The organism is Nostoc sp. (genome assembly GCF_036917135.1).
Classification (GTDB): Bacteria; Cyanobacteriota; Cyanobacteriia; order Cyanobacteriales; family Nostocaceae; genus Nostoc.
In genome coordinates, this window is record NZ_JBALEA010000029.1 from 1 (window position 1) to 25,205 (window position 25,205).

The following is a 25,205-nucleotide window of genomic DNA, read 5'->3' on the forward strand; positions in this document are numbered from 1 at the left end:
TGAGTAAGAATATTCACTTATTACTTATTACTTATTACTCATTACTTTAAAGCCGTGCTAGAAGCACGTAGCTCTAAACCCATTTTTTCGGTAAAGCAAAAATTGGATATTGAAAGTCTATCAAAAATCGTGTAGACGCGTCTGATTCAGGATTAAAAAAAGCAGATGGTTCCATCTGCTTTCATAAAAGATTCGTTATCTCATTTACTTGGATACCAGCTGATTAACTGGAGCAACCCCAGCCAAATCTAAAATTGGCGCGATCGCATCTTCCCGTTTCACCGCCATCAGATGTACACCCTGGCATAATTGCCGCGCTATCTGCACTTGCTCTGCCGCAATTTTCATCCCTTCCTCAAAAGGGTCTTTGGCTTTTGCCAATCTATCAATAATATGTTGGGGAATCTTTACACCCGGAACACACCTATTAATAAACTGGGCATTTTTTGCCGATTTCAACAGAAAAATTCCTGCTAAAATCGGTTTTTTATAGCCAGCAGCGATTGTGTCCATAAACTTTTCTAGCCGTTCAAAATCGGTAATCAACTGACTTTGAAAAAACTGCGCTCCGGCTTCGATTTTGCGTTCAAATCGACTTTGCAAACCCGACCAACTCTGACATTGTGGATCTACTGCTGCTCCAACAAATAAATCTAAGGCTCCATCAGTCAAAGGTTTCTCATTAAAATCAACACCTTGATTCATCTTGCGAATTAGTTGCAGCAGTCGCACAGCTTCTAAGTCAAACACTGCTTTAGCATCTGGATGATCGCCTGCTTTTACTGGATCGCCAGTCAAAGCTAAAATATTACGAATGCCCAAAGCATGAGCGCCCATCAAATCAGCTTGTAAACCGATGCGGTTGCGATCGCGACAAGCAATTTGACAAATTGGCTCTATACCGTTTTGTAACAAAATCACCGACGCGATTAACGAAGACATCCCTAACACAGCGCGGCTACCATCAGTAACATTGACAGCATGAACCCTTCCCTTAAGAGTCGCCGCCATTTGAATCATGTGCGCTGGATCTCCCCCTTTTGGCGGTGCTACCTCGGCGGTAACTAGAAATTCACCTGCTTGTACAGCCTTGCGGAAGGCTGTCGGGCTATGGGTGTGATGCATAAGATTAAGAATTTCAATTTCTTAAATGGTATGGCAAATCACACCGAAAAGTGAAAACTTATAGAGGGAGAGAGTAGCCTAAAGCGGTTTTGACTTGTGATAAAGTTTGATTGGCGATCGCCCTTGCTTTTTCTCCTCCATCTCGTAACACAGACTCCAAATAGCTTTTATCTGCCATTATCGAGTGATATTTTTCTTGGATTGGTTTCAGGGACTCAATAATTGTATCTGTCAACAATGGCTTGAATTGTCCCCAGCCCATATCCTGACACTCAACGGCGACATCTTCTTTTCTCTTAAGAGAAAGCAATGTATATAACGTTAACAAATTATTACACTCTGGACGCGCGGGATCGTCGAAAGTCAAGCCACGAATGGGATCAGTTTTACAACGCTTAATCTTGTATTGAACCTCTTCTGGTGAATCTAGCAAACTGATCCGGCTTAAGTCAGAAGGATCAGATTTCGACATTTTGCGTGTACCGTCCGCCAAACTCATCACCCTTGCCCCTTCCTTACGAATCAAAGGATCTGGTAACTTCAGAACAGGTTGATCTGGTTTACCAAATTGGTGATTTAACCGAGCTGCAATATCCCGTGTCAATTCCAAATGTTGCTTTTGGTCTTCACCCACGGGCACTTTATCCGCTTGGTAAAGCAAAATGTCGGCTGCCATTAGTACAGGATAATCCAATAAACCTGCACTCACATTTTCTCCTTGCTTGAGTGCCTTTTCTTTAAACTGGATCATATCTTGCAACCAGTTTAGAGGTGTAATGCAGTTGAGCAACCAGGTGAGTTCGCTGTGGGCTGAAACGTGGGATTGGACAAAGATAGTGGAGTGATTTAAATCCAGACCACAAGCTAGATACAGCGCAGCAAGAGTGTAGGTATCAGCTGCCAACTGTTTTGGATTGTGTGGCACTGTAATCGCGTGCAAATCAGCCACAAAAAGGTAATTTTCGTATTCGCTCTGACCTTCTACCCAGTTGCGAATAGCTCCCAAGTAGTTACCTAGATGGTAATTGCCGGTTGGTTGAACTCCAGAAAGAACACGTTGCTTGCCCATAAATATTTCAACTTAGTGATCTCAAATCCGCGCTATATCAAGTGGCGATGTCTGGCGACAAGTCGCTTCTCTACGAGACGCTACAAAACTCATTTAATTTTGACATTTTCTCAGTCAACTCGCCGTTGGGGAACGAGAGATTTTAATGTCTTGGCAGTAATCAAGGACGGTGCAGATCAGCTAGAAATCGTTAACTAGAAGTGGCCTTACTAAGTTGATTTAAGTTCAGGACTTACGCAAAAAGATTCTTTATTGTCTATGCGTAAGTTCTAAATCAAATAGTGTATTAAGTATAGCCTTGTGTAAGAATAAACTAGTCCAGAGGTACAGAAGATATACAAAGGTTTAATACGTGGCAATTTTTTTGGTAACGAACTTATGCAAAGCTGTAAGAGAAAATGCCTTGTTAAACATTACCTATGAACATCCGTAAAGTCTCTACTACTCCCTTAAGCGACCAAAAGCCTGGTACTTCTGGGCTGCGGAAAGCAGTTAAGGCTTTTCAGCAGCCCCACTACCTGGAAAATTTTATCCAATCCATCTTCGATTCTGTAGGGGACTTGCAGGGGCAAACCCTAATCCTGGGTGGTGATGGTCGTTATTACAATCGCCAAGCCATTCAAATTATTTTGAAAATGGCTGCGGCTAATGGCATTGGGCGGATTAAAGTTGGTCAACGCGGGATTTTATCTACTCCTGCAACTTCCGCTATTATTCGCAAGTACCAGGCTATTGGCGGCATCATCTTGTCTGCTAGCCATAATCCGGGCGGGCCAAATGGTGACTTTGGCGTGAAATATAACATTAGCAATGGTGGTCCAGCACCAGAAAAGGTGACGGAGGCTATTTACGATCGCAGCAAGGTAATTGATAGCTACCAAATTCTGGAAGCACCAGATGTAGATTTAGAAACTTTAAGTGAGTCAAATTTGGGAGAGACGGTAGTTGAGGTGATTGACTCCGTACATGATTATCAAGAGTTAATGGAGTCCCTGTTTGATTTCGATCGCATTCACCAACTGTTAACAAGAGGAAATTTTCAGATCAGCATCGATGCCTTACACGCGGTAGCTGGCCCTTATGCCCATGCCATTTTTGAGCAACGTTTGGGCGCACCAGTGGGAACTGTGCAAAATGGTATACCCCTAGAAGACTTTGGGGGCGGACACCCCGATCCAAATTTAGTTTATGCTCATGAATTGGTGGATATTTTGTACGGAGAAGATGCGCCCGATTTTGGGGCAGCTTTTGATGGAGATGGCGATCGCAATATGATCTTAGGGCGTAAGTTCTTTGTTACCCCTAGTGATAGCCTCGCAGTGTTAGCCGCAAACGCCAAGCTAGTCCCTGGCTATAGTTCGGGTTTAGCCGGGGTAGCGCGATCGATGCCTACTAGTCAAGCAGTGGATCGAGTTGCGGCTCGGATTGGTATTGAATCTTATGAAACACCCACTGGCTGGAAGTTCTTCGGCAATCTCTTAGACGCGGGTAAAGCTACCCTCTGCGGTGAAGAAAGCTTTGGTACCGGCTCTAACCATATCCGCGAAAAAGATGGGTTATGGGCTGTTCTCTTCTGGCTGAATATCCTAGCAGTGCGACAACAATCTGTTGAGCAGATTGTACGGGAACACTGGCAGACTTATGGACGCAATTATTACTCCCGCCATGACTATGAAGAGATAGAGACAGCACCAGCTAACACTTTAATAGAAAGACTGCGTTCCTTATTGCCAACTCTTAAAGGCAAGCAGTTTGGTAACTATCAAGTTGAATACAGTGATGACTTTAGTTATACCGACTCTGTTGATGGCAGCATTAGCGAAAAACAAGGTGTTCGCATTGGCTTTACCGATGGCTCCCGCATTGTGGTGCGACTTTCTGGTACTGGTACTCAAGGTGCAACCCTAAGAGTATATCTAGAAAGCTACGAGCCAGATCCCGCCAAACATGACCTCGATCCCCAACAAGCACTTGCTTCTTTAATCACTATTGTTGAAGAGATAGCCCAGATCCGCGAACTAACAGGACGGGAACAACCAACTGTGATTACTTAGTGCTGAGTTAGGAGTTAGGAGTTAGGAGTTAGGAGTTAGGAGTTAGGAGTTAGGAGTTAGGAGTTATTTCCTCCTTCCCTACTCCCCATACCCCAAAGAAAATAATTATGACGACATTGCTTGACAGACTACTAAGCTAAAAATCTTTTAATTTGCATCCTCCAAAAAATAAATCTCTTGTGGGGTGGGCAACATGAGCGCCCTAGTTGTGCAATCTTATTTGCGCGACAGCTTAGTATTGTCAAAGTCGCTCAATTATCTTGGCATTCTCTGGTAGCTTGGCGTCTCTTTGCCCAGCAGTACGCGCCCTAGCTGTGAACAAACCAATGGGAGTATTTAATAAATCTACTAGGGTGGCTTGACCCGCGATGCCTGGGCTGGGCTGCGCCAACGCCTTTTTAATATCTCTTGGTATTTCTTTCAATAACCAACGTCCCAAACGATAGCCGCATTCTTTAGGTGTCATCTCTCGCATTAAATCGACACCGTGCAGTTCGTGCAGATAGCGATTTGAGCGTCCATAGCGCCGCCATTGACTTTGCAGTTCTTGAAGTGTAGCGCGGTGGCGGTGCTGAACGATCGCATTGGGGGCAAATTCCAAACGCCCAATGTTTTCCCCCAAAATCCGCCAGCAAATATCGGCATCGCCACCACTCGTAAGATAGGGACGAAATAAACCCGCTTTTTCTAAGGCTATGCGTCGAATCGCCAAATTAGCCGTTTGACCATAGGGACGAAAGGAATGGTTAAGGGTATGCTTTTGCGATAAGGTTTCTTGATGGTCTGCGTGTTGTTCTAACAGAGTTGTGCCTGGTAGTGCCAAAATTTCACCAGCGACAATCACCACTTCTTTATTGACAAAAGGTTGAATTAATGCATCTAGCCATTGTGATTGTGGGCGACAATCTGCATCGGTAAAAACGATAATTTCACCCGTGGCGGCGCGAATTCCAGTATTACGAGCAGCATAAGAGCTTTGAATTTGGTTTTCACTCAACGGGTGAATTGTAATTGGGCAATTTTCGGCAGATGTTTTGAGGTTGATGAGAGTGCGATCGCTACTATTATTGTCCACCAACAAGTACTCTACCCAGTCTTTTGGGTAAGTTTGGGACAACAAACAAGTGATTAAATCTGGTAAATCTGCCTCACCATTATAAATAGGAACAACCACCGACACCATTGGTAAAAAGCTGGTGGCAGTGGTTGCATTAACTGGCTGATGATTCATAAATCTGAGATTTTGGAGATGGGATTACTAGCTAGTATTCCCAAACCAAAATTCTGGAACAATTAGTAAGGAGTCAGAATTCCGAATTTAGGAGTCAGACTTAATTTAGTGAGGGATTGAACCTAAAATTTCAAGTTACCAGCGCTGCTCATGGGTCGATTGGGCTGATTTGCCGGCGGCTGGGCAAAGTTGTTATTTGATAGAATTGCGATCGCCCGAGCATATTGGGGATCACTCTTAGTTCCGATTAAATCTGGATTAGAAGCCAACTGACGCTCTTGTGTCTCTGTCAAGTCTAGCTTGATATCTGGCGTAATCCCTTTATGGTTAATATCCGTGCCCGCAGGGGTGTAATAATGGGCTATGGTGACAGCCAAGCCGGAACCATCTGCCAGTTCATGAACTGACTGCACTAAGGCTTTGCCAAAGGTTTGACCACCAACGACTACCGCCCGCTTATTATCCTTGAGTGCCCCTGTGAGGATTTCGCTAGCACTAGCTGAATTACCATCTACTAAGACCGCCAAAGGACGATTTGTTAAAGCAGTGCGATTAGCTGTAGTTTCTTCACTGGTACCCACACGGTCTATTGTCTTGACAATTCCGCCGTTATCATACCACATTCGGGCAATTTCAATGCTCGCCTGCAACAACCCGCCAGGATTTCCCCGCAAATCCAAGACGTAAGAATCAACTTTCTTACTGCTCAAATCGCGGATGGCTCGTTGCATTTGATCTGCGGCGTGGGCGCTAAATTCCCGCAAACGGATATACCCAACCCGGCGATTCCCTTCTTGTCTGAGGGTATAACGTACCGTTGGCACTTCAATATTTGCCCTCGCCAGTTTCAACTCAAAAGCATTTTGTCCCGTTCGTCCCAGCCTTAGCTTAATGGGAGTACCCGCTTTGCCACGGATTAGCTTAGAGGCATCATCCACTTTCATTTTGAGAGTGGATTTGCCGTCAATAGCCAAAATTTGGTCGCCTGCTTTGATCCCAGCTTTCAGTGCTGGAGAATTTTCGATGGCTTCGACAACAGTGAGGCGCTGAGTTTTTTGGTTCACTTCCATCCGAACGCCAATGCCAGAGACTTCCCCAGATGTTTGGCTAGTCAGAGCTTCAAACTGCTGGGGGTCCATGAATCGAGTGTAAGGATCTCCTAATTTTTGTAAAGCTTCGCGGATGGCAGTGTATGCTTCTTCACGAGAAGAATAGTCTTTGCTCAACAGGCTTTGCCTGGTTGCTTGCCAATCTTGTTGATTAAATTTACCATCAACATACTCATGATTCACCAGTTGCCAAACTTGGTCAACTATCACTTTTGGGCTATCTTGCAGGGCTAGAGCGGCACGGACATCACGAGTCCAAGCTGGGCCGAATACAGACATCGTAGCAGTTGTGGCGATCGCTCCACCAATCAAGGCTACTTGGAGCGGTGAGTAACTTTTCGCAGATTGGTTCATGTATACTTAGCTGGAATAATTGTGTTGTTGACAGTTTAGCAATCAGGCTTTCCAGAAAATTTTAAGTTTTTATACCCCAGAATTAACTATGCTCCTTCATCATTTTCATCGTTGAATGATGCCAAAAATACCGCATTAGTTATTAACAATCATTTCTCAGCTTCTTAACCTTCTCCGGAAGGTCATACTGAGCGTATGACACTTTGATTAGCGTCATATTTGCATTCTAGATTACTTTTATAAGATAGCACTTTGTTCACTGAATTGCAGCACTGTTAGAGAGCCATTAAATCAGCTTTTTTTACCTAAGTCATGAAACCCAAATTTACCATCAAACCATCAATTTCTCTTGAAAAAAATTTTACTAATCTGTGGCAATTGTTACAAAAACTAACTCGTGGATTATACGTTATCCTGGGTGTCTGGCTGATTTTTACTACTATAACCTTAGTTTTTGCTTCTTCGCGGCCAGTAGATGCCTTCTTTGTGCTTGGTGGCAGTATTAGTCGAGAAACTTATGTTGCCCAACAAGCAAAACAATACCCGCAAACCCCAATTTTAATTTCTCATGGTTCCCCAGATCCTTGTATACGGTTAATTTTTCAGGCGGAATTAGCAGAGTTACAAAACGTTTGGTTAGAAGACTGTGCGAATTCTACCTTTGAAAATTTTTATTATGGTATTCCAATTCTGCGGCATTGGGGAGTGCATAAAGTCATGTTGATTACTTCGCCGAGTCATTTACCCAGAGCTTTATGGATGGCAAAGATTCTTTTGGGCGCTCATGGGATTTGGGTAGAGCCAGAGATTGTTCAGGAGTTGGGTATTCCTGGTAATAATGAATCTTGGTCTAAAACGGGATTAGATTTAACACGTAGCTTATTTTGGGCAATTTTAAGTCAAATTATTCAACCGCAATGCTCAAATATTACAAGGCTTACTGAAGTAGATATGCAAGCTTGGGAGCATCGAGGTTTTCATTGTGAACACCAAGGGGGGGTGGGGAGTTAACAATTCAAAATTCAAAATTCAAAATTCAAAATTCAAAATTAAAGACATTTCAGACGAACGCGAGTGCGTCTCCAAGAGTTGAGGAGTGCGGTCTTCTCCCAAAGGGAGACGCTAAAAGCGATGGGGTCTCCCCAAGAGGAGCAACTCCGGGGGATTTAAACCCTTCTAAGTTACGATAACTTATTCGTAATGGACACTTAGCAGACTTCATCTCAGTGTAAATTTGTGCATTGACAAGCACCTTTTAGTGTAGCGGCTTGTTGTTACACATCACTTATGCTGATTGCATCCAAAAGAGAATTAATGCAAAACTTCCCAATCTTGCAGCATTAAAATAGCATCTCTATACAAAGACAAATCCACGTGGTTAACTTCTATTCCCTCTCCGATTCTTTGCAGAAGGGTAATTGTTAATTTTCCTCCCAAGTGTTCACGAAACTCGGTAAGCCCCTTAAATATACAATGCGGATGCTCTAGTTGATCTAATTGCTCTGTCAGTGCTGATAGGTACAAACTAAAGCCTAATTTTTTGAGTGTATTTAGAACACTTTGCCACTCTGATTGTAAGAGTTGCCCGATTAAATATGAATAGGTCGTATCTAAAGCAATACCGATCGCTACAGCTTCACCATGACGTAGGCTGTAATTAGTTAAATGCTCTAGTTTGTGAGCAGCCCAGTGTCCAAAATCTAAAGGACGCGATGAACCCATTTCAAAGGGATCGCCGCTACCAGCAATATGCTCTAAGTGCAACTGGGAACAACGATAGATCAAACTTTCCATTATATCCATGTCTCGATTCGCCAATTTATCGGCATTAGTCATAATGAAATCGAAGAAATTTGCATCTTTAATCAGCGCTACTTTCACCGCTTCTGCAATGCCCGCTCGCCAATCTCGATCGTCAAGGCTAGTGAGAAAATTAAAGTCATTCAAGACAGCATAAGGTGGCATGAACGTACCCAGAAAGTTTTTCTTACCGAAGGCATTGATTCCGTTTTTTACCCCTATACCCGAATCGTTTTGCCCTAATACTGTTGTCGGTACTCGTAGCAGCCGAATTCCTCGGTGAGCCGTTGTTGCTGCATATCCTGCCATGTCTAGGACGGCTCCACCTCCAATTGCTAAGACGTAGGAGTGACGGCACAATCCAGATGCATTGATCTGCTGATGAATTTGCTCTATAAATCGAGAATCGTTCTTGACTGATTCTCCACCCGGAACTACTATCGGCTCACCGCTTAGTGTTAGTACATTTTCATAATATTGGGCATAGACGGATAATTTTTTTAGCAGCCCATTCTGGGATTGTAAAAATCCTCTATCTACCACTACTAGTACTTGTTTTGGGGTTGTCTCCCCATCTGCGGCAATCACTTGGGCGAGTAAAGGATTGTCTAACTGAAACAGACCTCTAGTGAAGTGAACATCATAATTAAAGGTCACACGGACACATTGATTAATTGGTTGCAGATTAAGAGCAGTTTTTTGTTGAATAGCCATTGGAATATTATTACTTTTTAAGTAACTGTAAATAGAGGCGGCATTGCAAGTTTAATTGACAGTAAAATGAATAGGATAAATTTATTTAAAAGTTCAATTTTGAGATAATTTAGTAGATAGACTTATCTACTAAATTAGTCATAGTTTTAAAGTGTCTTTATCTACTTGGTAAAGGTCAAAATAACATGAGATTAAAATTTTTAGTGGTGCCTAGACTTTATATCTCAGGTCGGCAATAGAGAACATTATTACATAGGATCTTAATTATTTTCTGTAAGATAATTTTAAGATTTATCTAATCTAAATAGTACCTTTACAATATCTTGTTGAAAGTCGGGAGATTTTTATAGATTCAATGAAGTTATGATTTCAGTATTAGATTATTTAACTGCTTCAATTCCAAAGTATCAATTTTAGTGGTAGATTTTATACTTGGTTGTCACAAAAAAGTTGGGCAACTTCTCCTGAATTCATCATGAGTAAAGTAAATAAGTTACTGTATCACTGGCTGTTAAAGTCTGTTTCTGAGAAAGCTTTTGCCTGGCTAGAACAGAAACAGGCACAGATTGCTAGCGGCGCTGCTGAACGAGTGTTTTTTACAGCTTTTAGTGCTGTGCCGCGTTATCTAGGTAAACAGGATTTGCAGCTAACATTCCAGGACTTGGAAGCAGCACAGGATGTGATTCCCGGTTGGCATCCTGATCATTGGAGTGTAGATCAAGCAGGCCGCACACTCTTGCTTCTAGCTTTGCCCCACGATGATGCCGAGGGGTATGTAAAAACTCTCGATCAAGTCTTCTCCACTGCCGATATGGGGGAGTTAGTTGTCCTTTATCAAAGTTTGCCGTTGTTACCACATCCAGAGTTGCATCGCCATCGGACTTCTGAGGGAATTCGTAGCAATATGACTAATGTATTTCAAGCGATCGCACTACATAACCCTTATCCAGCGAATTATTTAGATAATGCTGCTTGGAATCAGATGGTGCTGAAGGCTGTGTTTGTCGGCAGTCCATTGCATCTAATTTGGGGTTTGGATCGGCGTACTAACCCAGAATTGGCGAAGATGTTGGTAGACTATGCCCATGAACGTTGGGCAGCTAAACGCTCAGTTACGCCAGAACTTTGGCGAGCTGTAGGGCGGTTTGCTGATAACGCAATCATTACAGATTTGGAAAAAGTACTGGCTAATGGGGCTATAGACGAGCAAGAAGCAGCAGCATTAGCTTGTGCTGAGTCTCCTTTACCCGAAGCACAAGCATTACTCTCTCATTACCCAGATTTACAGTCATCCATTCAACAAGGTAATTTGACTTGGAGCAGTTTTAGCTGCAAATGAAGGGAGTGGGGGAAGGGAGGTAGGGGGAGAAGAACTATTATTTATTGCCCAATGCCCAATGCCCAATGCCCAATGCCCCATGCCCAATGCCCTATGCCCTATGCCCTATGCCCAATGCCCAATGCCCAATGCCCAATCATTAAAACCATGATGTTTATCGATCCTCACATTCACATGTGTTCGCGCACTACTTACGATTACTTAGTAATGCGGGAATATGGTATTGTCGCCGTTATTGAACCAGCCTTTTGGTTAGGACAACCTCGAACCAATGCCGGCACATTTAAAGACTACTTCAGTAGTCTTGTAGGCTGGGAACGATTTCGTGCTAGTCAGTTTGGCATCCAACACTACTGCACCATCGGCCTCAATCCGAAAGAAGCTAACAACGAGGCATTAGCTGCTGAAGTTATGGAACTGCTACCACTTTATGCTTGTAAAGAAGGAGTTGTTGCCATTGGTGAAATTGGCTATGACGATATGACAGAAGCAGAAGATAAGTACTTTTGTCAACAGTTAGAATTAGCTAAAGAACTCGATATGTTGGTACTAATTCATACCCCTCATCGCAATAAGAAGGCGGGTGCTATTCGGAGTATGGAGCGCTGTCTTGAATATGGCTTAGATCCTTCACAAGTAGTTATTGATCACAATAACGAGGAAACCGTTGAAGAAGTATTAGGACGGGGTTTTTGGGCAGCTTTCACGATTTACCCACAAACGAAGATGGGTAACGCCAGGATGGTAGAAGTTGTCCGCAAATATGGATGCGATCGCAAAGCAGGACACGATAGTGTTCGTCGCATCATTGTAGATAGTAGTGCTGATTGGGGTATTAGCGATCCTTTGGCAGTCCCGAAAACGGCTCAGTTGATGTTAGACAGGGGGATTCCTGAAGAACACGTGCGAGGAGTTTGTTATGAAAATGCTCTAGCTGCTTACAGTCAAACTGGGCAGATGAAAGCTTCAGATTGGCTCAATCCTCAATCTATCGATCAACGTCAAATGTTCAGTGGTAATTCTGTGCTACGGGGACAAGAACCAGGAATCAAATCAGTTTCAGATTTTGTGTTGATTGAATAGAAAATTGGTTGCGGGGCATTGAGAATTGGGCACTTGTACTGAGTTTCGACACTTCGGCTACGCTCAGTGCATCGCTACGCTCAACTACCGCGTTCGCGTAGCGTCTCGTAGAGAAGCCGTTGGCGCAGCCTCTCCAAGAGTTGTATTGGGCATTGCAAAAGAGATTTTCATCTTTGCGTTATCAATATTGTCCCGCAAATTACTAGGAACGGAGGTAGATAAATGAATGTTGCAAGATTAAATTTTCCGGGCTGGCGGGGTTATCTAGAATTGATGCGTCCTGCTAATATTGTTACTGCTTGGGCGGATATTCTTGTTGGTTTTGCTGCTTCTGGCTCTGGGATTATTTTTACTAAATTAATCAATGGGGAAGCAAATTTTGCCATACTAATTCCATTAGCTTGGTTGTTATTGGCTACAACTGGTTTATACGGCGGTGGTATAGTTTTTAATGATGTTTTTGATGCGGAATTAGACGCAAAAGAGCGACCAAATAGAGCAATTCCCAGTGGTCGCGTATCTCGTAAAAATGCTACTTTATTGGGAAGTATACTGTTTGCAATCGGTATTATAGCTGCTTTTCAAGTATCGTTGTTGAGTGGTGCGATCGCTATTTTTATCACTCTTTCATGTCTCCTATATGACTCACTCGCCAAACATCATCCTTTTTTTGGCCCTTTAAATATGGGTTTGTGCCGTGGTAGTAACTTATTATTAGGTGTAAGTGCTGTACCAGCAATAATAGGAGAACGTTGGTATTTAGCACTAATTCCTGTTCTTTATATTGCTGCTATCACCGCAATTAGTCAGGGTGAAGTTCACGGTGGTAAGAAGATTACAGGAGTACTAGCACTACTGCTAATTGCAATAGTTTTGACGACAGTTTTAGCTTTAGGATTATTAGAAGAGTATACAGCGATCGCAGCACTACCATTTGCTGTTTTATTAGCTATCAGAGTCTTGCCTAATTTTATCAAAGCGGCGCGTGAACCAATAGCCGAAAACATCCGAAATGCTGTAAAAATAGGCGTTTTATCTCTAATAGTCTTAGATGCAAGCATTGCATCTGGTTTTGCTGGTTTGTATTACGGTTTATTAGTTCTAACTTTGCTACCAATTTCGATGAAGTTAGCACAACTATTTGCAGTTACTTAAATTTTAATGTACAAATCCAGTAAGGGTGCAAATCTGTGAATCCCTACTGGATGTGTAGCAAGTATTTTGTAAAATAGTTTAAGTCAAAGAAAATAGATTACATATACAGGTGATAGAGCTAGAAAATGAAAATTACAACAAACAATAATTTTCACTTAACTTATTGCAGCAATATTCATCCTGGTGAAAGTTGGTTAGAGGTTTTCGCCAATTTAGAAAAGTATATTACCGAACTCAAATCACGTTTATCGCCTACAGAACCTTTTGGTATTGGCTTGAGGTTAGCAAATGTTGCAGCCAAAGAACTTTTACAAAAAAATAACTTAGCTCAATTCCAAGATTGGCTAACTCAACAAGATTTATATGTTTTCACCTTAAATGGATTCCCCTATGGCGGATTTCATCGACAGGTGGTAAAAGACCAAGTTTATGCACCAGATTGGTCTACACAAGAACGTGTTAATTATACATTAAACTTGGCACAAATTTTAGCTACTCTGTTACCAGAAGGACTTGATGGTGGCATTTCTACACTACCATTATCTTATAAACCTTGGTGGGTAAAAGACCAAGCAAGTTCCGAGACAGTTTTGAAAAAGAGTTGTTTGAATATAGCATTGGTTGTTGTAGAAATGATTCGCATCAGCGAAGAGACAGGAAAGATATTACATATTGATTTAGAGCCTGAACCTGATGGGTTAATTGAAAATACCTCAGAAGTAATTGATTTCTATCAAAATTGGTTATTGCCAATTAGCGGTAATTACTTATCGGAAAAATTAAATATTGAGCAGCGTTTAGCAGAGACGAAATTGCTAGAACACGTTAGGATTTGCTATGATACCTGCCATTTTTCAGTTGAATATGAGCAGCCAAACTCTGTATTTACGCGTTTGCAATCAGAAGGAATTAAGATTGGCAAGATTCAAATCAGCGCCGCCATTCAAGTAAAAATACCTGCTGAATTTGAGAAGCGCAATTTGATAGTTGAGCGTTTACGCCCTTTTGCAGAATCTACTTATCTTCACCAAGTAATAGAACGTCGTAGCGATGGTACACTTCATCACTATCCTGACTTAATAACTGCATTACCACATTTAGAGCAATCTTTAGCTGAAGAATGGCGGACTCATTTTCATGTCCCAATTTTTATTCATGATTATCAAATTTTGCAATCTACCCAAGATGATATTGCTACTGTTTTACATCTACTTCAGACAAACAATGCTTGCTCATATTTAGAAATTGAGACTTACACTTGGGATGTATTGCCATCAGAAATGAAGATAGATTTGCTGACTTCTATTCAGAGGGAATATGAGTGGGTATTAAAAGAATTAGCCGCCAATTAAGAACGAACTAAGTTTATGAAAAAAACAGTTATTCTAAATGTTGTGGGATTAACCCCTAGCTTACTAGGAGAAAATACGCCGTTTTTATCTTCTTGGGCTGCTATTGGGCAGGTAGTTCCCATTGCAACAGTTTTACCTGCTGTAACTTGTTCGGTTCAGGCTACTTATTTAACAGGAAAATTGCCTGATGAGCATGGAATTGTCGCTAATGGTTGGTACTTCCGTGATGAATGTGAAGTGAAATTTTGGCGGCAATCTAATAAACTAGTACAGGCTCCCAAAGTTTGGGAAATAGCTAAATCTATTGATCCAAACTTCACTTGTGCCAACCTTTTTTGGTGGTACAATATGTACTCTACAGCAGATTATGCCATTACGCCGCGCCCGATGTATCCCGCAGATGGCAGAAAGTTACCTGATATTTATACTCATCCTAGTGAGGTGCGATCGCAAATTAAATCTGATTTAGGAAATTTCCCTCTGTTCGATTTCTGGGGACCAAAAACTTCCATTAGTTCTAGCCAATGGATTGCCAATTGTGCAAAATGGATTGAGGAACGTTATAGCCCGACATTATCACTAGTTTATCTGCCACATTTAGATTACTGTCTGCAAAAATTTGGTAACAACGAAACACAGATTCAAGCAGATTTGCAAGAAATTGATGCAGTTTGTGGCGATTTAATTGAATATTATCAAGCACGTAATATTCAGATAGTTATTCTTTCTGAGTATGGCATTACTCCAGTTTCTAAAGCTGTAGATTTGAACCGTGTATTACGGGAAAATGGTTTAATTGCTGTGCGAGAAGAATTGGGGCGAGAACTGCTCGATTTTGGTGCTAGCATTGCATTTGCTGTTGCCGATCACCAAATTGCTCATGTCTATGTGAATGATCCGGCGTATATCCCGAAAGTGCGATCGCTTTTAGAAGCCACTGAAGGCGTAGCCCAGGTATTGGATGACGAAGGTAAACAAGCCTATCACCTTGATCATCCTAGATCGGGAGAGTTGGTAGCGATCGCTCAATCTGACGCTTGGTTTACCTATTATTATTGGCTCGATGATGCCAAAGCCCCTGATTTTGCCAAAACTGTAGATATTCACCGCAAACCTGGTTACGATCCTGTAGAACTTTTCCTTGATCCGCAAATAAAATTTCCTCAAGGGAAAATTGCTCTCAAGTTACTTAAGAAACAACTAGGTTTCCGCTACCTTATGGATGTGATTCCTCTGGATAGTTCCCTGGTGCGTGGCTCTCACGGTAACATCACCACTTCTGTTGATGAAGGACCTCTATTTATCACCCATCAAACTCACCTAGTTGATGAAAATCGAATTCAGGCGACAGATGTTTGCTCGTTAATTCTCAAACATTTAAATCAGGAGTAGGTAGTGGGGAAAAGGAATTTTTATCGAAACAGAATAAGGGACTTCCAAATAAAAAAATACTCAAAAAACTCTCTCCTCTGTGTTCTCTGTGTCTCTGTGGTTCGTTTATTTGGATAATTTATTTCTTGGAAGTCCCTAAAGTCGTCAGAATTCAGTTGGATATTCTGACTGAAAAACCCGATGAATAATTCTAGTTAAGTTGACACCAAGGCATAAATGTGCATATATATTTCCCAAAAATATAAAACAATTTGGTGGTAATTCATAGTCATATTGAGTATGCTTTATATATGAACTCGTTATGACTATGAATTAGTTGCCTCTGGCATCTGTCTATAGCGGTTCTCAATTGCATTAAATACAGACCTAACCCCCAGCCCCTTCCCTGCAAGGGAAGGGGAGTAAGACTTAAAGCCTCTCTCCTTTTAGGAGAGAAGTCAAAGTGTATTGCTTCCATTCGAGAACCGCTATATTTACTGATTAAAATGTACTGTGGGCAATTTGAGTAACTTAATGGAGAGCTTCTTTACCTATGACTGAACCCCAAAACTTGACAACTGCTGATGGTATTCCTGTTGCGGATAACCAGAACTCACTCACGGCAGGAGCGCGTGGGCCTGTATTAATACAGGATTTCCACCTCATAGAAAAGTTGGCTCATTTCAACAGAGAACGTATTCCTGAAAGAGTTGTCCACGCTAAAGGTGCTGCGGCTCACGGCACTTTTACTGTCACCAATGACATCAGCCGCTATACTAAAGCTAAACTTTTTTCTGAAATTGGCAAGAAAACTGAAGTACTCCTGCGCTTTTCTACAGTTGGGGGAGAAAAGGGTTCAGCAGATGCCGAGCGTGACCCTAGAGGTTTTTCCCTGAAGTTTTATACTGAGGAGGGTAACTGGGATCTCGTAGGTAACAATACTCCTATTTTCTTTATCCGCGACCCGCTCAAGTTTCCTGATTTTATCCATACCCAAAAGCGCAATCCCCAAACTAATTGCAAAGATCAGAATGCAAAGTGGGATTTCTGGTCACTTAGTCCAGAATCGCTTCACCAGGTAACGATCCTGTTTTCAGATCGGGGAATTCCGAAAGACTATCGCCACATGGACGGCTTTGGTAGCCACACCTTTAGTTTAATTAATGCTGAGGGCGATGGGCTACGCCCCACCGTAGGTGAACGCGTTTGGTGTAAATTTCACTTTAAGAATCTGCAAGGGCATCAAACTTTGACGGAGGAAGAATCGGCTAAGATTAAGGGTGAAGATCCCGATCATGCGACTCATGATTTGTTTGAAGCGATCGCTAAAAAAGATTATCCCAAATGGCGGCTGTGTATTCAGGTGATGACTGACGAGCAAGCAGCAAAACATCGAGATAATCCCTTTGACTTGACAAAAGTTTGGAAACAAGGCGAATATCCCTTAATTGAAGTTGGGATATTAGAGCTAAATCGGAACCCTGAGAATTATTTCGCCGAAGTTGAGCAAGCGGCTTTTAGTCCTAGTGCGGTAGTACCTGGGGTTAGTTTCTCTCCAGACAAAATGCTTCAAGCTCGCCTCTTTTCTTACCCAGATGCTCAACGGTATCGCTTGGGTGGTAACTATCAGCAACTACCTGTTAACCAGCCTAAATGTCCAGTGATGCATTATCAGCGAGATGGCTTTATGGCACCGGGGAACAATGGCGGTAGCGCTCCTAATTATGAACCCAATAGTGCTGAGGGTACGCCCAAAGAAAATCCAGCATACAAAGAGCCACCCGCCCACCTGGGCGATGTGACAGTCGATCGTTACAGTCATCGTGAAGGAAACGATGATTACACCCAAGCGGGCGATCTGTATCGATTACTGACTCCTGAACAGCAAGAGCGTCTGGCAAAAAATATTGTCGGTAGTCTCTCTCAAGCAAGCCAGGACATCCAAATGCGCCAACTTTGCCACTTTTTTAGGGCAGATGTTTCCTATGGTATGCGTGTAGCTGATGGGTTAGGTATTTCAATTGATCCCTCAATGTTTTCTCATAATGCTCAACCTGTAGGTAATTGGTAGCCTCGTAGTTTCGTAGGGTGTGTTATGCCGTAGGCTAACGCACCGAAAACCTAGCAAAAAAATTGTAGGTTGGGTGGAGGCTTTGCGTAACCCAACATCCCGATATCTGTTGGGTTGCGCTCCGCTCCACCCAACCTACATTTAATGCACTATTTTAAGCTTGACACGCCAGTAGGGTGTGTTATGCCGTAGGCTAACGCACCAAAAACCTAGATGATGGGTTACGTACTGAAACTGGATTTAGATCCCCGACTTCTTCAAGAAGTCGGGGATCTAAATCAATTTCTTCATTTAGTGGTTTTTTATTCTTCGTACTCCCTGCGCTCTTGATCTATTCGGTATTTTTCGTCCCCACAGTTAAGTGGTAATATCTGGGTTCTATCAATCTGAACACCTTGCAGTCGTTGAGGATTTAAACCTAGAACCTGTAATGTCGTTGGAGCAATTTGGGTGGTAGAAACGGTTCGACTGATAGTTTTACCTTGCAGATTGCGGGAAAATCCACTGCTACCTACAATCAGGGCTACGTGGGTGTCAGCATCAGTAAATCCACCATGCTCTGCACGCTTCTTGGTAGCTTTACCAAAAAAATAGCCAGTTTTGAGTGGAACAATAATGTCAGGGGTGCGATCGTTTGTCCTTGGATCTCCCAATCCGGCATTGATGATGCTTTGACCATACAATACCTTCCCCTGAGCAGCAGCATCCTCAGTTGAAAACGCCACCCCAGTATTTGGATCAATCGTATTATCAAATGAGTAATTTTTGGACTTCAGCAGGGTTACTGCTTTTCGGACATCAGATGGATTTTTCAAGAAGATCAGTGAGGAAGTATCCTGACCTCGCTCAGAAGCAATCTGGATGCCGTTTCTGACTAAGAGAGCGCCAACAGCAGTCAGGTTTCCATCGCCACCAGGTTCCCCAGTAACACTATCAAATGTACTGCTCAAACCAACAGTTGGATCTTGGACGGGATTTTGCCCGTGTTTGGCAGTCAAAATCACTAAAGTTGAACTGTCTAATCCTTTCTTTTTCAGTTCATCCAAAATCAGACCAATGCTGGCATCAGTATGGGCTACTGCACTTACCAGGTCAGGACGGGCATTGCCATTAGAGTCAATTCCGCCACCATTAAATTGAGAGGCAGTCTCTTTCTCGCCGACGCTCACAGCTTGGAAATTCAAGCCAAAAATTGCCGGAGTGCCTACTTTTATAGTGCCGGAATCGTTCAATCCATCAATCTCGTTTAATATCTGTTTAACTTTGAGATCGTCGTAGGCTGAGGTTGTTGCTACACTCGTAAACTGGCTGGCGCTAAAACCAGCAGGTGGAGCCTTAAACAGAGCCGGATTACCCTTTGTCCCGTCGTTAAAGAAAGTGGATGTGATTTGAGAGTTGGTGTTGGAGTAAGGAGTACCTGTAGATTGATCGACTAAAGCCCCAAGGGTGCTGGGGAGAAGTCCTGGCTTAGTTGGATCAATTGCTACTGCTGCGTTAATTTCTAGTGAAGAGTAATCGCTAATGCTCCCAACCTGACCCGTTGCCAAATTAAACTTCGTTGGATCTTGTGTATTTCCAGCGAGGATGGTGTAAGCTGCGGGATGCTTGTCAGACCAAGCAGTACGGAGTCCTGCCGCGTTAGCTATGTCAAAAATGGTGTTTACCTTCAGGTATTGGTTGGGGTAAACAGGGTTGCCATTGCGATCGACTGGCAATTGGGTTTTATCAAATCCCTGACCGCCATCTAAGGTGCCACCCTTACCATTATTCCAAGACGCATCACTAGTTTCATCAAATTCTACTACTGTTCCTGGTTTGGCGGTTCCGGCGGCGATTTGGGCAGCAGTGGTGCCTGGGGCATACAAAGCGCGACTGTAGGAAAGATCATAAAATACACCAGTCGTGCCAGGATTAGCACCAGTGATATAGTTTAGCTCCCCAGGGAAGGAATCTGATGGTGCAGAACTAAAAGCATTGGTGTATGTCACACCTTCTCTCTGCAACCGCTTGATATTTTTCAAAGAAGATTGCAGATTAGCAACTGATAGATCGGAGTTGTGCAATCCATCAATCGAAATAATCAGAACATGACTAAAGCGGGCAGTTGTATTTCCGAAACCGATTGCTTGGACACCAGGAATCAGGATGTTGCTAACAATCGCCGTCGTCAACACCCCAAAAAGCGTTTTCTTCATTGTGTGTAACTAAATTGGAAAAATGGCTTATAATTTCAACAATCTGCAAAAATTCTGAATTCAAGGGCTACTTCTTTTGGCAATGGCTCTCGCCTAGCATTTATCAAAGACTCCAAGAATCAACGCATTGAGAGCATTGAAGAGACAGAAGCGAAATATATTCACAGATATTGATTACAAATATGCGCGGGTATTAAATGCTTGCAGTGGGTTTTACGTGATTTTGCTGCTTATTAAGAAGCACAAATTTGATTAAATCAATAACAACGTAAGCAACGCAAGTAGACTGAATCTTGCTTCATCAAATCTTTATAATCACTTCTGATGGAGCAAAAATAAATTCAGAACGATTTTACCCAGTTTTAGCAATCACCCAGATGATCAATAATTGTTAATCTCTCTTTTTATAAGGCTTTCAGAGTTATGGAATTTCAAATTTAGGGAATAAGTTTCTGTCTAGTTTTTTAAATTATTAGTAAAGTTAAGGTTTTGTTAATGTTTAAATAATGTGATAGTGAAACCACCAATGGCGTTGTTTCAAGAAATATAGCAGTTCTCAATTGCATGAAATACAGACCTAACCCCCAGCCCCTTCCCTGCAAGGGAAGGGGAGTAAGACTTAAAGCCTCTCTCCTAAAAGGAGAGAGGTTTGGAGAGAGGTCAAAACTGTACTGCACCCAAGCGAGAACCGCTATAGACTCTTTTTAGACCACCATCAGATCGGAGGTTTGGTGCAAAACAATCAGGGCAGGTCTGAATCTCCCACGTTCTTGATTCCTGACTTCTGACTTCTGACTTCTTCTTCAATCGCTTTGTTTATTAAAAACTTCTAAAATCTGCCGGCAAATCTGTTTGAGCTTATTCTCAATTTCATCAGAAGGCGAAGATGCGCCGACAACACTCCAGTTTTCTACCGTAGAAAGTCGCCACGCTTCACCGCGATGATCGAATCCAGCGACCTCCACACCGATCGCACGGCGGGAATTATTGATGGGATCTTGATAAAATCGGATTTGAATTAAAATACTACGACTTCGCCAAGATTTGCTGATACCAGGAAAGTGAAAGCCAATATCTATAGAATCTGGATCGACTAACTCCCTAGTTTCCGGGTCATTCTTCCAGGGTTTGAGATCAGATTTGGCATCAGGAAACTCGAATTTGAACAAATTAACTACCGTAGCAATGTTGCTGGCGAGTTCAAGGTTCGTTGCCTGTTCAGCTGCGTTCACTAAAAAACACTCCTATATCGCGTCGGCATCTTCGGGGATCTGAAGACAGAACAACCGCCAGAAGGCTTATATCATTGGTGTTTCAGCTTATCAAGACCTTTGAGATTTAGCAACTCTAAATCAGGCTTTTCTAACAATATCAGTTAACGTGAGTTCGACAAGTTTTATTTGACCTCTCCCCCAGCCCCTCTCCGACACGGAGAGGGGAGCAAAAAGCTGAATTTTTCCTTGCTCCTTCCTTTCCGAAACGGAGAGGGAGGCTGGGAGGGAGAGGTTCATCGAACTCACGTTCAGTTACTAACAGAAACCAAAAATTGCTTCTTGTTGGGACTGGCTAACACCTATTAAGTAATTGTACTTAAAAAATCCTCAAAAGCAGATGAAACTCTGCCCTTTGAAGAAAATATCAAGATTTTGTGCAAAATCCTTAGCTGACAACAACGATAAATTGCCCTAGCGATCTAAAATGACACTGTGAATCGGTAAACAAAAAGCAATTTAGTTGAATATATGGTGCGTCAACGCTCAATTTTTTCATTTTTTCTAGTATTATTGGCCACATTCCTCATTAGTTGTGGTGGCCCTGGTGTTGCGATCGCACCTCCGACTTACACAGCAGTACAACTTGAAAAAATTCAGGCTTATGTTCCTGAAATTCAGGCTGTGCGCGATCGCTCACAAGAATTGACAACTCTAATAAAACAAGGTGATTGGATCAATGTGCGTAACTTTATACATGGGCCGATAACAGAAGCAAAGCTGAATCTGACTTATGTCACTCCCAACCTTCTACCCAAAGACCAACCCACAGCACGTCAAATAACGCGAGATTTTTTTAAAGAGCTGGTTAAACTTGATAAAGCTACTAGTGCTAGCAATCCTCTAGTTGCCTTGAATCAATCCCAAGCTGCTTTCGCAGATATTGACAAATTCCTCGATTTGCTTCCTAAAAAAGAAGAGGGTTAAAAGTTAAGAGTTAGGAGTTAATAGTTAGGAATTTTTCACTTATAATTCCTAACTCCTCACTTATAACTCCTAATTTTAAGCACAAGTCATGAATGTAGTTATTATCGGTTGTGGGGTGGTTGGGGCTGCGATCGCATACCAACTGAGTTTAGTAAAAGGGCTGAAAATCATAGTTTGCGATCGCCAACCACCAGCACAAGCTTCCACGGGCGCTGCACTTGGCGTTTTAATGGGTGTAATCAGCCAAAAAATCAAGGGCAAAGCTTGGCAGATGCGACAAACTAGCATCCAACGCTATGAAACTTTGATTCCTGAACTAGAAGCTTTAACAGGTCGCAAAATTCCTTTTAATCGTCAGGGAATTCTCAGTCTTGGTTTGGAAGAGGAAAATTTGGCAGCATGGGAAAAATTAGTAGAAATTCGCCACTCTCAAGGCTGGCATTTAGAAATTTGGGACACTGCTAAACTCAAAAATATCTGTCCTCAAATTAATAACGAAAAAATTCTTGGCGCTGTCTATTCTCCCCAAGACCGTCAACTTGATCCAACTGCCCTGACCTTAGCTTTAGTTGAGGCTGCCCAGCAAAATGGTGTAACTTTCAAATTTGGCGTGACTGTTTTGGATGCCCAAACCTCAATGCCTGAATTTTGCAATCAACTTGAGACTACAGAAGGAAAAATAGCCGCAGATTGGTTTGTAATTGCAGCAGGGCTAGGTTCAACACCACTGACGGCAAAATTAAATCAGATAATTGATATCCGCCCCGTACTTGGGCAAGCGTTGCAAATGCGTGTGGGGCATCCATTAGGTAATCCTGACTTCCAGCCAGCGATAACGGGTAACGATGTCCATATTGTTCCTGTGGGTGGTGGAGATTATTGGGTAGGCGCAACAGTGGAATTTCCTAGCAATGGCGATGAGATACCGCCAAATCAAGAACTACTGGAATCTGTTAGAGAACAAGCGATCGCATTTTGCCCAGAATTAGCCACAGCAACTATTGTCCGCACTTGGTCAGGGTTACGTCCCCGCCCTGAAGGACGCCCAGCCCCAGTTATTGGTAAGCTGCCAGGGTTTAGTAACATCCTCCTAGCTACCGGACACTATCGCAACGGCGTTTTATTAGCACCCGCCACAGCTTATGCAATTCGTGAGATGATTATTTCTCAGGGAATGGGGGGATGAGGGAGTCGGGGGAGCAGGGGAGGCAGGGGAGGCAGGGGGAGCAGGAGAAGAATAACAAACAATGCCCAATGCCCAATGCCCAATGCTCAATGCCCAATGCCCAATGCCCAATGCCCAATGCCCAATGCCCAATGCCCAATCCATAAAAAAATAGCGTGTCAATAACAGAACATAAAATAAATGTAGATTCACTGGAATGGTTTTATCGAGAATCTTTACCAATCGGTAGAACTGACTTAGCGCCTGTGTTGTTGCTACACGGCTTAGTTTCACAAAGTTACAGTTGGCGTAATATTATACCTGCTTTGGCGAATCAGGGGACAAGAGCGATCGCACCAGATTGGATTGGTTACGGCTTTTCTGCAAAACCAGAAAAACGAGATTTTGCTTACACTCCCGATGCATTTATCACAGCTTTAGAAGGATTTGTCAAAGCTTTAGAACTTGAATATTTTTCTTTAGTTGTCCAAGGCTTTTTAGGTTCTGTAGGACTACAATATGCCTTGCGTCATCCAGAAAAAATTGCCAATTTAGCTATCTTAAATACACCAATTTCAACTGCCGCTAAATTACCCTGGAAAATCAAACAAATGGGTTTACCTTTAGTAGGTGAAGTCATGACCCAAGACCCTCTTTTGGTTGACCGAACCTTAGAAGGTGGAAGCCGTTATCGCATAGGAGATAAAGATTTAGATATTTATCGGAAACCATTTTTGAAAACTTCTGCATCTGGTCGAAGTCTCTTGTCAAGTATTCGCAATTTACAACTTGATTCAGCCATGACAGAAATACAATCTGGCTTTAAAGAATGGCAACAGCCAATTCTGATTCAATGGGGGATGATTGACCCTTGGTTACCTGTAGACATTGCCCAAAATTTTGTCAATTCCGTACCAAATAGCGAATTAATAAAACTTAATAATGTCGGACATTATCCTCAAGAACATTACCACGAGGCGATTTTAGAAGACCTTTTACCCTTTGTGCGTCGTAAAGATACTCATTGACAATATACCTCTGGCAAAAATCGATATTATAAAAATGAACCCACAGTTAACAATTCAAAATTCAAAATTCAAAATTGAAGAGGTTTCAAAGTAAAGGAGATTAGTATTCATGGCTTATTCATGGTTTAAAGCATTTCATATTGTCGGATTTGTAGTTTGGTTCGCTGGTTTGTTTTACCTAGTACGCCTTTTTATCTATCACGTTGAAGCGAACCTTGAACCGGAACCAGCGCGAACCATATTGAAAAACCAGTATCAAATTATGGAAAAGCGGCTCTATCATATCATAACTAACCCAGGAATGTTTGTGACGATCGCAATGGCCATCGGTTTAGTAAGCACTGAACCGGATATTTTAAAAGAGGGCTGGTTACATATCAAACTGCTGTTTGTTGCCATTTTAATTGGCTATCATCATTACTGCGCTCGACTGATGAAGAAATTAGCAGTAGATGAATGTGGCTGGAATAGTCAGCAATTACGCGCTTTAAATGAAGCACCCACAGTTATGTTAGTAGCGATCGTTCTGCTAGCTGTGTTTAAGAATAATCTACCTACAGATATCGCAGCCTGGGCTATTTTCGCCATGATTGTTTTGATGGCAGTCACTATTCAACTTTATGCCAAAAAACGCAGGCAAGATAAAGAAAAATTGACGGCACAGATAGGACAACCACAAGAACAAAGTTAGACAATATTACCGAAAAAATGGGTTTAGAGCTACGTGCTTCTAGCACGGCTTTAAAGTAATGAGTAATAAGTAATAAGTAATAAGTGAATATTCTTACTCAT

At 42.3% G+C, this 25,205-nt stretch carries 21 protein-coding genes; 14 read left to right on the plus strand and 7 right to left on the minus strand.

The window, feature by feature from the left end:
* Positions 1-204: 204 nt before the first annotated feature.
* Positions 205-1,125 (minus strand): methylenetetrahydrofolate reductase, encoded by a 921-nt coding sequence (locus V7K50_RS07875; protein ID WP_334958817.1) that lies wholly within the window; start codon positions 1,123-1,125, stop codon positions 205-207.
* A gap of 58 nt (positions 1,126-1,183) precedes the next feature.
* Positions 1,184-2,194, minus strand: a complete 1,011-nt coding sequence (gene trpS, locus V7K50_RS07880; RefSeq protein WP_334958819.1) for a tryptophan--tRNA ligase — start codon at positions 2,192-2,194, stop codon at positions 1,184-1,186.
* A gap of 15 nt (positions 2,195-2,209) precedes the next feature.
* Between trpS and V7K50_RS07885 the strand changes: the two genes are divergently transcribed.
* The gene (locus V7K50_RS07885; RefSeq protein ID WP_334958821.1) at positions 2,210-2,392 is read left to right on the plus strand and encodes a hypothetical protein; all 183 of its coding nucleotides are present in this window, start codon (positions 2,210-2,212) and stop codon (positions 2,390-2,392) included.
* 221 nt (positions 2,393-2,613) lie between these two features.
* Positions 2,614-4,248, plus strand: a complete 1,635-nt coding sequence (locus V7K50_RS07890; protein WP_334958823.1) for an alpha-D-glucose phosphate-specific phosphoglucomutase — start codon at positions 2,614-2,616, stop codon at positions 4,246-4,248.
* Positions 4,249-4,489: 241 nt separating this feature from the next.
* Here V7K50_RS07890 and V7K50_RS07895 read toward each other — a convergent pair whose 3' ends face one another.
* Both V7K50_RS07895 and ctpB read right to left on the minus strand, forming a co-directional pair.
* Entirely contained in the window at positions 4,490-5,479 is a 990-nt protein-coding gene (locus V7K50_RS07895) for a glycosyltransferase (protein WP_334958825.1), read from the minus strand.
* Positions 5,480-5,601: 122 nt separating this feature from the next.
* Positions 5,602-6,942, minus strand: a complete 1,341-nt coding sequence (gene ctpB, locus V7K50_RS07900) for a carboxyl-terminal processing protease CtpB (protein ID WP_334958827.1) — start codon at positions 6,940-6,942, stop codon at positions 5,602-5,604.
* 312 nt (positions 6,943-7,254) lie between these two features.
* On the opposite strand from ctpB, the gene V7K50_RS07905 reads away from it, so the two are divergent.
* Complete coding sequence (locus V7K50_RS07905) at positions 7,255-7,953, plus strand: YdcF family protein (protein ID WP_334958828.1); 699 nt, start codon at positions 7,255-7,257, stop codon at positions 7,951-7,953.
* A gap of 300 nt (positions 7,954-8,253) precedes the next feature.
* Here V7K50_RS07905 and V7K50_RS07910 read toward each other — a convergent pair whose 3' ends face one another.
* On the minus strand, positions 8,254-9,456 hold the full coding sequence (locus tag V7K50_RS07910; protein ID WP_334958830.1) for a 3-dehydroquinate synthase: 1,203 nt from the start codon (positions 9,454-9,456) through the stop codon (positions 8,254-8,256).
* Between the two features lie 475 nt (positions 9,457-9,931).
* Here V7K50_RS07910 and V7K50_RS07915 point away from each other — a divergent pair, with 475 nt between their 5' ends.
* The 7 genes from V7K50_RS07915 (at position 9,932) to V7K50_RS07945 (ending at position 17,827) form a co-directional block, all read left to right on the plus strand.
* Entirely contained in the window at positions 9,932-10,795 is an 864-nt protein-coding gene (locus V7K50_RS07915) for an EboA family metabolite traffic protein (protein WP_334958831.1), read from the plus strand.
* A 93-nt stretch (positions 10,796-10,888) separates the two neighbouring features.
* Positions 10,889-11,878, plus strand: coding sequence for a TatD family hydrolase (locus tag V7K50_RS07920; RefSeq protein ID WP_334958833.1), 990 nt, complete (start codon positions 10,889-10,891; stop codon positions 11,876-11,878).
* Positions 11,879-11,903: 25 nt separating this feature from the next.
* Positions 11,904-12,104 (plus strand): hypothetical protein, encoded by a 201-nt coding sequence (locus V7K50_RS07925; protein WP_334958834.1) that lies wholly within the window; start codon positions 11,904-11,906, stop codon positions 12,102-12,104.
* The gene (eboC, locus tag V7K50_RS07930; RefSeq protein ID WP_334958836.1) at positions 12,101-13,033 is read left to right on the plus strand and encodes a UbiA-like protein EboC; all 933 of its coding nucleotides are present in this window, start codon (positions 12,101-12,103) and stop codon (positions 13,031-13,033) included. Before V7K50_RS07925 ends, eboC begins: the two co-directional genes overlap by 4 nt.
* Positions 13,034-13,158: 125 nt before the next feature.
* On the plus strand, positions 13,159-14,385 hold the full coding sequence (gene eboE, locus V7K50_RS07935) for a metabolite traffic protein EboE (protein ID WP_334958838.1): 1,227 nt from the start codon (positions 13,159-13,161) through the stop codon (positions 14,383-14,385).
* A 15-nt stretch (positions 14,386-14,400) separates the two neighbouring features.
* A complete protein-coding gene (locus V7K50_RS07940; protein ID WP_334958840.1) occupies positions 14,401-15,777 on the plus strand; it encodes an alkaline phosphatase family protein in 1,377 nt (458 codons plus the stop codon).
* A gap of 532 nt (positions 15,778-16,309) precedes the next feature.
* Positions 16,310-17,827 (plus strand): catalase, encoded by a 1,518-nt coding sequence (locus tag V7K50_RS07945; protein ID WP_334958842.1) that lies wholly within the window; start codon positions 16,310-16,312, stop codon positions 17,825-17,827.
* A gap of 302 nt (positions 17,828-18,129) precedes the next feature.
* Here V7K50_RS07945 and V7K50_RS07950 read toward each other — a convergent pair whose 3' ends face one another.
* Both V7K50_RS07950 and V7K50_RS07955 read right to left on the minus strand, forming a co-directional pair.
* The gene (locus tag V7K50_RS07950; protein WP_334958844.1) at positions 18,130-20,022 is read right to left on the minus strand and encodes an alkaline phosphatase family protein; all 1,893 of its coding nucleotides are present in this window, start codon (positions 20,020-20,022) and stop codon (positions 18,130-18,132) included.
* 803 nt (positions 20,023-20,825) lie between these two features.
* A complete protein-coding gene (locus tag V7K50_RS07955) occupies positions 20,826-21,254 on the minus strand; it encodes a hypothetical protein (RefSeq protein WP_334958846.1) in 429 nt (142 codons plus the stop codon).
* Between the two features lie 510 nt (positions 21,255-21,764).
* Between V7K50_RS07955 and psbQ the strand changes: the two genes are divergently transcribed.
* The 4 genes from psbQ to hemJ all read left to right on the plus strand — a co-directional run bounded on the left by psbQ (position 21,765) and on the right by hemJ (position 25,104).
* Complete coding sequence (gene psbQ, locus V7K50_RS07960) at positions 21,765-22,220, plus strand: photosystem II protein PsbQ (RefSeq protein WP_334958848.1); 456 nt, start codon at positions 21,765-21,767, stop codon at positions 22,218-22,220.
* Between the two features lie 88 nt (positions 22,221-22,308).
* Entirely contained in the window at positions 22,309-23,406 is a 1,098-nt protein-coding gene (locus V7K50_RS07965) for an NAD(P)/FAD-dependent oxidoreductase (RefSeq protein ID WP_334958850.1), read from the plus strand.
* 155 nt (positions 23,407-23,561) lie between these two features.
* Complete coding sequence (locus tag V7K50_RS07970) at positions 23,562-24,413, plus strand: alpha/beta fold hydrolase (RefSeq protein ID WP_334958852.1); 852 nt, start codon at positions 23,562-23,564, stop codon at positions 24,411-24,413.
* A gap of 109 nt (positions 24,414-24,522) precedes the next feature.
* The gene (gene hemJ, locus V7K50_RS07975) at positions 24,523-25,104 is read left to right on the plus strand and encodes a protoporphyrinogen oxidase HemJ (protein ID WP_334958854.1); all 582 of its coding nucleotides are present in this window, start codon (positions 24,523-24,525) and stop codon (positions 25,102-25,104) included.
* The last annotated feature ends 101 nt before the right edge of the window (positions 25,105-25,205 follow it).

Excerpts from the sequence above, each read along its gene's own strand:
- V7K50_RS07875 (WP_334958817.1), bottom strand. The coding sequence starts at position 1,125 with ATGCATCACACCCATAGCCCGACAGCCTTCCGCAAGGCTGTACAAGCA.
- trpS (WP_334958819.1), bottom strand. The coding sequence starts at position 2,194 with ATGGGCAAGCAACGTGTTCTTTCTGGAGTTCAACCAACCGGCAATTAC.
- V7K50_RS07890 (WP_334958823.1), top strand. The coding sequence starts at position 2,614 with ATGAACATCCGTAAAGTCTCTACTACTCCCTTAAGCGACCAAAAGCCT.
- V7K50_RS07895 (WP_334958825.1), bottom strand. The coding sequence starts at position 5,479 with ATGAATCATCAGCCAGTTAATGCAACCACTGCCACCAGCTTTTTACCA.
- ctpB (WP_334958827.1), bottom strand. The coding sequence starts at position 6,942 with ATGAACCAATCTGCGAAAAGTTACTCACCGCTCCAAGTAGCCTTGATT.
- V7K50_RS07905 (WP_334958828.1), top strand. The coding sequence starts at position 7,255 with ATGAAACCCAAATTTACCATCAAACCATCAATTTCTCTTGAAAAAAAT.
- V7K50_RS07910 (WP_334958830.1), bottom strand. The coding sequence starts at position 9,456 with ATGGCTATTCAACAAAAAACTGCTCTTAATCTGCAACCAATTAATCAA.
- V7K50_RS07915 (WP_334958831.1), top strand. The coding sequence starts at position 9,932 with ATGAGTAAAGTAAATAAGTTACTGTATCACTGGCTGTTAAAGTCTGTT.
- V7K50_RS07920 (WP_334958833.1), top strand. The coding sequence starts at position 10,889 with ATGCCCTATGCCCTATGCCCAATGCCCAATGCCCAATGCCCAATCATT.
- eboC (WP_334958836.1), top strand. The coding sequence starts at position 12,101 with ATGAATGTTGCAAGATTAAATTTTCCGGGCTGGCGGGGTTATCTAGAA.
- eboE (WP_334958838.1), top strand. The coding sequence starts at position 13,159 with ATGAAAATTACAACAAACAATAATTTTCACTTAACTTATTGCAGCAAT.
- V7K50_RS07940 (WP_334958840.1), top strand. The coding sequence starts at position 14,401 with ATGAAAAAAACAGTTATTCTAAATGTTGTGGGATTAACCCCTAGCTTA.
- V7K50_RS07945 (WP_334958842.1), top strand. The coding sequence starts at position 16,310 with ATGACTGAACCCCAAAACTTGACAACTGCTGATGGTATTCCTGTTGCG.
- V7K50_RS07950 (WP_334958844.1), bottom strand. The coding sequence starts at position 20,022 with ATGAAGAAAACGCTTTTTGGGGTGTTGACGACGGCGATTGTTAGCAAC.
- psbQ (WP_334958848.1), top strand. The coding sequence starts at position 21,765 with ATGGTGCGTCAACGCTCAATTTTTTCATTTTTTCTAGTATTATTGGCC.
- V7K50_RS07965 (WP_334958850.1), top strand. The coding sequence starts at position 22,309 with ATGAATGTAGTTATTATCGGTTGTGGGGTGGTTGGGGCTGCGATCGCA.
- hemJ (WP_334958854.1), top strand. The coding sequence starts at position 24,523 with ATGGCTTATTCATGGTTTAAAGCATTTCATATTGTCGGATTTGTAGTT.